Below are 5,905 nucleotides of genomic sequence, written 5' to 3' on the forward strand. Positions count from 1 at the left end.
CCCTCATCACAAGCGAAAATATGCTCGACGATTGACCGCCCTGACGGTAACATTTATTATTAAACAAGCTCTTAATTTATTGGATAAATTACGTAAATGAACAATCTTATCGAAGCCTCCGGTGTCGTCAAGCGCTATGACGGACATACTGCTCTCGACGGCGTTGACCTGTCGATACCGGAAGGTACTATCTACGGTCTGCTTGGGCCTAACGGCGCCGGCAAGACTACACTCATACGTATAATAAATCAGATTATCACTCCCGACAGTGGTACTGTGCTTCTCAACGGAAAGCCTTTGCACCCTGACGATGTGATGCGGGTCGGTTATCTCCCGGAGGAACGCGGACTGTATAAGAAAATGAAGGTCATCGACCATATCGTATATCTCGGACGGTTGAAGGGGATGACTTCGCGCGATGCACGGGCCGAGGCTGAGAAATGGCTGCGGCGTATGAATCTTGTCGAATGGGCCGGTAAGAAGATTGAAGCGCTTTCCAAGGGCATGGCTCAGAAAGTACAGTTTATCGGCACGGTTGTGCACCGTCCGCCGCTTATGATTTTCGATGAACCGTTCTCCGGTTTCGACCCCGTGAATGCCGAGCAGCTGAAGCAGGAGATACTCGAGTTGAACCGTGGTGGTGCCACAATCCTGTTTTCTACCCATAATATGTCGTCGGTCGAGGAAGTATGCGACAGCATATCGCTCATCAACCATTCAAAAGTTGTGTTGCAGGGCAATGTTGCCGATGTAAGGCAGCGGCATAAAAAGCACCTTTTCAAGGTCAGGGTAGCCGAGCCTGTCATTGCTCCCAATCCCTCACTTTTCCAGATTGACAGTATTGAGCCGGATATAATGGGCGGATCGCAGATAATTCTGCGTCTTGCTCCGGATGTGGCCATGCGCACTGTCATCGACTTTCTCAATCCGATATACACCATTCTCGGATTTGAGGAGATTTTCCCGACAATGAACGAAATTTTCATCGAAACTGTGACCGGAAATGAATAAAACACGTTTATGGCTTGTGCTCAGGCGCGAGTATCTTTCTATAGTAGCAAAGAAATCTTTTATATTGACCACTCTCCTCGTGCCGTTTCTGATTGTCACTATCGGCTTTGCCATGGGGATGATGATGGTGCTTAATGAGGCTGAGGGCGACCATGTGGCCGTTATCGACCAGAGCGGGCGCTATGGCGCGTGTCTGGAAAACACCAGTGAATATATATTTGATATGCCCTCCGACTATAATGAGGGGAACATGCGCCAGAAGTTTGCATCCGATGATGAGTCTGCCGACCCTGACCGCCCCCCGTATTATGCCATTGTGGTGATTCCGGCTACTCTCGACTCTACGTTGCAGGTAAATGTGTTCAGTTCTTCGCCCACACGTTCATCGCTTCGCGAAGTAATTGAGGATCAGCTGAGCAAGGCCGTGTCGGATACCAGGGTGCAGTCTTATGGCATACCCGAGCTCGACCGAATTATAAAGGACAGCCAGGTGCAGGTGGCGGTTCGCACGAATACATGGAGTGACGACGGTGACACCTCCGTTACATCCGATGAGCTGATGTCGGTTATCGGTCTGGCACTTGCATTACTTACCTACATGTTTGTGCTTACTTACGGTGCGATGATTATGAGTTCGGTTGTAGAGGACAAGGTCAACCGTATCGTGGAGGTAATCGTGAGTTCGTGCAAGCCGGTCGAGCTGATGCTCGGCAAGATTCTCGGTGTGGCTCTTGTGGGCCTTACGCAGGTTGCCATATGGGCTGTGCTGATAGGGATAGGTCTGCTGGTGCTTGGAGGTCTTGGCATTGCCGGGTCGATAGATGCCTCGTCGCTTGATGCCGCTTCGGTCGGAGCCGCCGCCGATATGGCTGCCGACAGCGAGCGCGGCGACATGATTCATGCCATTCTTGGAGTGAAGTGGCTGCAGCTGCTGGGAATGTTTATCGTATACTTTATTGGCGGATATCTGCTTTATGCATCGCTTTTTGCCGCGTTTGGCTCGGCAGTCGACCAGCAGAGCGATGCCAATCAGTTTATGACTCCGTTGATGATGGTGATTGTGTTCTCACTGATGATTGGAGAGACTTGTATCCAGAATCCTGATGGCACGCTTGGTGTGGTATGTTCGATTATCCCGTTTACATCTCCTATTGTGATGATGGTGCGTCTGCCTTACGATGTACCTGCATGGGAGATGCTTGCTTCGATTGGGGTGCTCTACGGTACTGCGGCATTCTTTACATGGCTGTCGGCGCGTATCTACCGTCGGGGCATACTTATGTATGGTCACAAATCTACCTTTGCCGACCTGTGGCGTTGGATAAAATAATCAAATCGACACATTAGCGCGGATGATTCCGCAAAATTGTTGCCGATAATATTGAATTGGCGAAATAATCCGGCTTTTGCTTGATTGTTTCGCCAATTTCTGTTATTTTTGCCGAATATTGGAATTTGAAAAAGTATTAATAAAGTTTTCCCTATGAGTGACAGACTTTTTATATTTGACACTACTCTTCGCGATGGCGAACAGGTGCCCGGATGCCAGCTCAACACGGTTGAGAAAATCGAGGTGGCCAAGGCTCTCGAGGAGTTGGGTGTCGACGTCATAGAAGCCGGCTTCCCTGTATCGAGCCCCGGCGATTTTAATTCGGTTGTTGAAATATCAAAGGCCGTGACATGGCCTACCATATGTGCCCTTACGCGCGCGGTGGAAAATGATATCCGTGTCGCAGCAGAGTCGCTGCAATATGCCAAGCATAAACGCATACATACCGGTATCGGCACTTCCGACCCACATATTAAGTATAAGTTCAACTCCAATCGCGAAGATATTATCGAACGCGCGGTTGCGGCGGTCAAGTATGCCAAGAGTTTTGTGGAGGATGTGCAGTTTTATGCCGAGGACGCAGGCCGTACCGATAACGAGTATCTTGCCCGTGTAGTGGAGGCGGTGATAAAGGCCGGCGCTACCGTTGTCAATATTCCGGATACTACCGGCTATTGCATGCCCTGGGAGTTCCGCGACAAGATAAAATATCTTATGGAGCATGTCGACGGCATTCATCGTGTCACAATAGCCACACACTGCCATAATGACCTGGGCATGGCTACCGCCAACACTATTTCAGGAGTGATAGGAGGGGCACGACAGGCCGAAGTGACCATAAACGGTATCGGTGAGCGTGCCGGCAACACCTCGCTCGAGGAGGTTGTGATGGCATTCCGTTCGCATAAGGAGCTCGGCATCGACACAAATATCAACGCGACAAAGATATGTGGCGTAAGCCGTATGGTATCATCGCTCATGAATATGCCCGTACAGCCCAACAAGGCTATTGTCGGGCGCAATGCTTTTGCCCATAGTTCGGGCATACATCAGGATGGTGTGCTTAAGAACCGTGAGAGCTATGAGATTATCGATCCGAAGGATGTCGGTGTCGACGAGAATTCGATTGTTCTTACAGCCCGCTCGGGACGCGCGGCACTGAAACATCGTCTGCATGTGCTTGGTGTGGAATTGAGCAAAGAGGCGCTCGACAAGGCTTATGAGGCATTCCTCCGCCTGGCCGACCGCAAGAAGGAAATCAACGACGACGATGTGCTGATGCTCGCAGGTGAGCACCACAAGGCCAACCGTCGCCTGAAGCTCGATTTCCTCCAGGTCACTTCAGGAGTCGGCGTGAAGTCGGTTGCATCCATCGGGCTTGATATCGCCGGTGAAAAATTTGAGGCGTGTGCCTCCGGAAACGGTCCTGTCGATGCGGCCATCACCGCCATCAAGCAGATTATCCATCGCAAGATGCTTGTTAAGGAATTCCTTATACAGGCCATCAACAAGGGCTCAAACGATATCGGCAAGGTGCATATGACGGTTGAGTACGACGGCAATAGCTACTACGGATTCTCAGCCAACACCGATATTATCGCAGCATCTGCCGAGGCGTTTATCGATGCTATCAATAAGTTTGTACATTGATTATTAAACAATCTTTATCTATGCCGAAAACTCTTTTTGATAAAATCTGGGATGCCCACGCTGTAAATGTCATTGAGGGCGGGCCTACACAACTGTATATCGACAGGCATTATTGCCATGAGGTGACAAGCCCGCAGGCGTTCGACGGTTTGCGTCGTCGCGGCCTCAAGGTGTTCCGTCCCGGACGTACCGTGTGTTCTCCCGACCATAATATACCTACTCTTAACCAGGATAAGCCGATTGCCGACCCGGTGTCGCGCAATCAGGTGGAGACACTCAACCGCAATGCGGCTGAGTTCGGCCTGGATATCTTCGGAATAGGACATGAACGCAACGGTATAATCCATGTCATCGGTCCGGAGAATGGCCTGACGCTCCCCGGCTATACTATTGTGTGTGGCGACAGTCATACTTCTACACATGGTGCTTTTGGCGCGGTGGCGTTCGGAATAGGCACCTCGGAGGTAGAGATGGTGCTTGCATCGCAATGCATACTCCAGCCCAAGCCCAAGTCGATGCGTATTACTGTAGACGGACATTTGCGCCCGGGCGTCACTGCCAAGGATGTCGCTCTTTATATAATATCCCGGATGACCACCTCCGGCGCCACCGGATATTTTGTCGAGTATGCCGGAGAGGTTGTGCGCGATATGTCGATGGAGGAGAGGATGACGCTCTGCAATCTGTCGATTGAGATGGGCGCGCGTGGCGGCATGGTGGCCCCCGACGAAACGACTTTTGCCTATATCAAGGGACGTGACTTTGCTCCCAAAGGTGAAAAGTGGGACGAGGCTGTGGCATATTGGCGCACTCTTCCTACGGATGATGGCGCCGTTTTCGATGCTGAGGTGAGATTTGACGCTGCCGACATAGAGCCGCGTGTTACGTTCGGCACCAATCCCGGCATGGGTATCGGCATTTCGGACGTTGTGCCCCCAAATCCCGGTGAGAGTGATGCGGAACGTGCAGGATATACCCGTGCGCTCCGGTATATGGGATTTGAAGAGGGTGAGAGGATTACCGGCACTCGGGTCGATTACGTGTTTGTAGGCAGTTGCACCAATGGACGGTTTGAGGATTTCCGTCTTTTTGCGGAAATGGTAAAAGGCCGTAAGAAAGCTCCGGGTGTGATAGTGTGGCTGGTGCCTGGAAGCCGTCGTGTGCTTGATCAGATTCGCAGCGCCGGGCTTGACCGCATTTTTGCCGAGGCCGGATTTGAACTGCGCGAACCGGGATGCTCGGCGTGTCTTGCCATGAATGATGACAAGGTGGCTCCCGGCCGACTTTGTGTATCTACCTCCAACCGCAACTTTGAAGGACGTCAGGGGCCCGGCTCCCGAACGGTTCTTGCCGGAGTACCTGTGGCCGCCGCTGCCGCTGTTACCGGATATATCACTGATCCCCGTACGATTTAATCTCTGCTTGAATGGACGAGAAAATAACAATAATAACATCCACGGCAGTGCCTCTGCCTGTGGAAAATGTGGATACCGACCAGATTATTCCTGCTCGATTTCTTAAGGCTACTTCAAGAGAGGGATTCGGCGACAATCTGTTTCGCGACTGGCGATTTGACAAGGACGGAAACAAAATCGACAGTTTTGTGCTCAACGACCCGCGCTATTCCGGCTCGATACTTATCGCCGGGAAGAATTTCGGCAGCGGCTCATCGCGCGAACATGCCGCATGGGCTATTCATGACTATGGATTCCGTGTGGTAGTGTCGAGTTTCTTTGCCGATATCCATAAGAATAATGAACTCAATAATTTTGTGCTTCCTGTAGTGGTGTCAGAGGATTTTCTGAAAGAACTTTTTGATACCGTGCTGGGCGCCCCCGACTCGCAGATATGTGTGAATCTCCCAGACCAGACTATAACAAATCTGTCGACCGGACATTGGGAGCACTTTGATAT

The 5,905-nt window shown here is 51.1% G+C and carries 5 protein-coding genes; all 5 read left to right on the forward strand.

Translation table 11 applies throughout. From position 1 onward, the window contains the following. Window positions 1–96 precede the first annotated feature (96 nt). A complete protein-coding gene (locus tag K2I50_RS05165; protein ID WP_301025151.1) occupies window positions 97–1,011 on the forward strand; it encodes an ABC transporter ATP-binding protein in 915 nt (304 codons plus the stop codon). Continuing rightward, complete coding sequence (locus tag K2I50_RS05170; protein ID WP_301025152.1) at window positions 1,004–2,341, forward strand: ABC transporter permease; 1,338 nt, start codon at window positions 1,004–1,006, stop codon at window positions 2,339–2,341. The genes K2I50_RS05165 and K2I50_RS05170 overlap by 8 nt, the downstream gene beginning before the upstream one ends. Before the next feature lie 153 nt (window positions 2,342–2,494). Continuing rightward, a complete protein-coding gene (locus K2I50_RS05175; protein WP_301025153.1) occupies window positions 2,495–3,991 on the forward strand; it encodes a 2-isopropylmalate synthase in 1,497 nt (498 codons plus the stop codon). Between the two features lie 20 nt (window positions 3,992–4,011). Then, the gene (leuC, locus tag K2I50_RS05180; protein ID WP_301025154.1) at window positions 4,012–5,406 is read left to right on the forward strand and encodes a 3-isopropylmalate dehydratase large subunit; all 1,395 of its coding nucleotides are present in this window, start codon (window positions 4,012–4,014) and stop codon (window positions 5,404–5,406) included. Window positions 5,407–5,417: 11 nt separating this feature from the next. Then, a partial coding sequence (leuD, locus tag K2I50_RS05185; protein ID WP_301025155.1) for a 3-isopropylmalate dehydratase small subunit occupies window positions 5,418–5,905 on the forward strand: 488 nt, incomplete at its 3' end.

The organism is Muribaculum sp. (assembly GCF_029051885.1).
Classification (GTDB): Bacteria; Bacteroidota; Bacteroidia; order Bacteroidales; family Muribaculaceae; genus Muribaculum.

Excerpts from the sequence above, each read along its gene's own strand:
- K2I50_RS05165 (WP_301025151.1), top strand. The coding sequence starts at position 97 with ATGAACAATCTTATCGAAGCCTCCGGTGTCGTCAAGCGCTATGACGGA.
- K2I50_RS05170 (WP_301025152.1), top strand. The coding sequence starts at position 1,004 with ATGAATAAAACACGTTTATGGCTTGTGCTCAGGCGCGAGTATCTTTCT.
- K2I50_RS05175 (WP_301025153.1), top strand. The coding sequence starts at position 2,495 with ATGAGTGACAGACTTTTTATATTTGACACTACTCTTCGCGATGGCGAA.
- leuC (WP_301025154.1), top strand. The coding sequence starts at position 4,012 with ATGCCGAAAACTCTTTTTGATAAAATCTGGGATGCCCACGCTGTAAAT.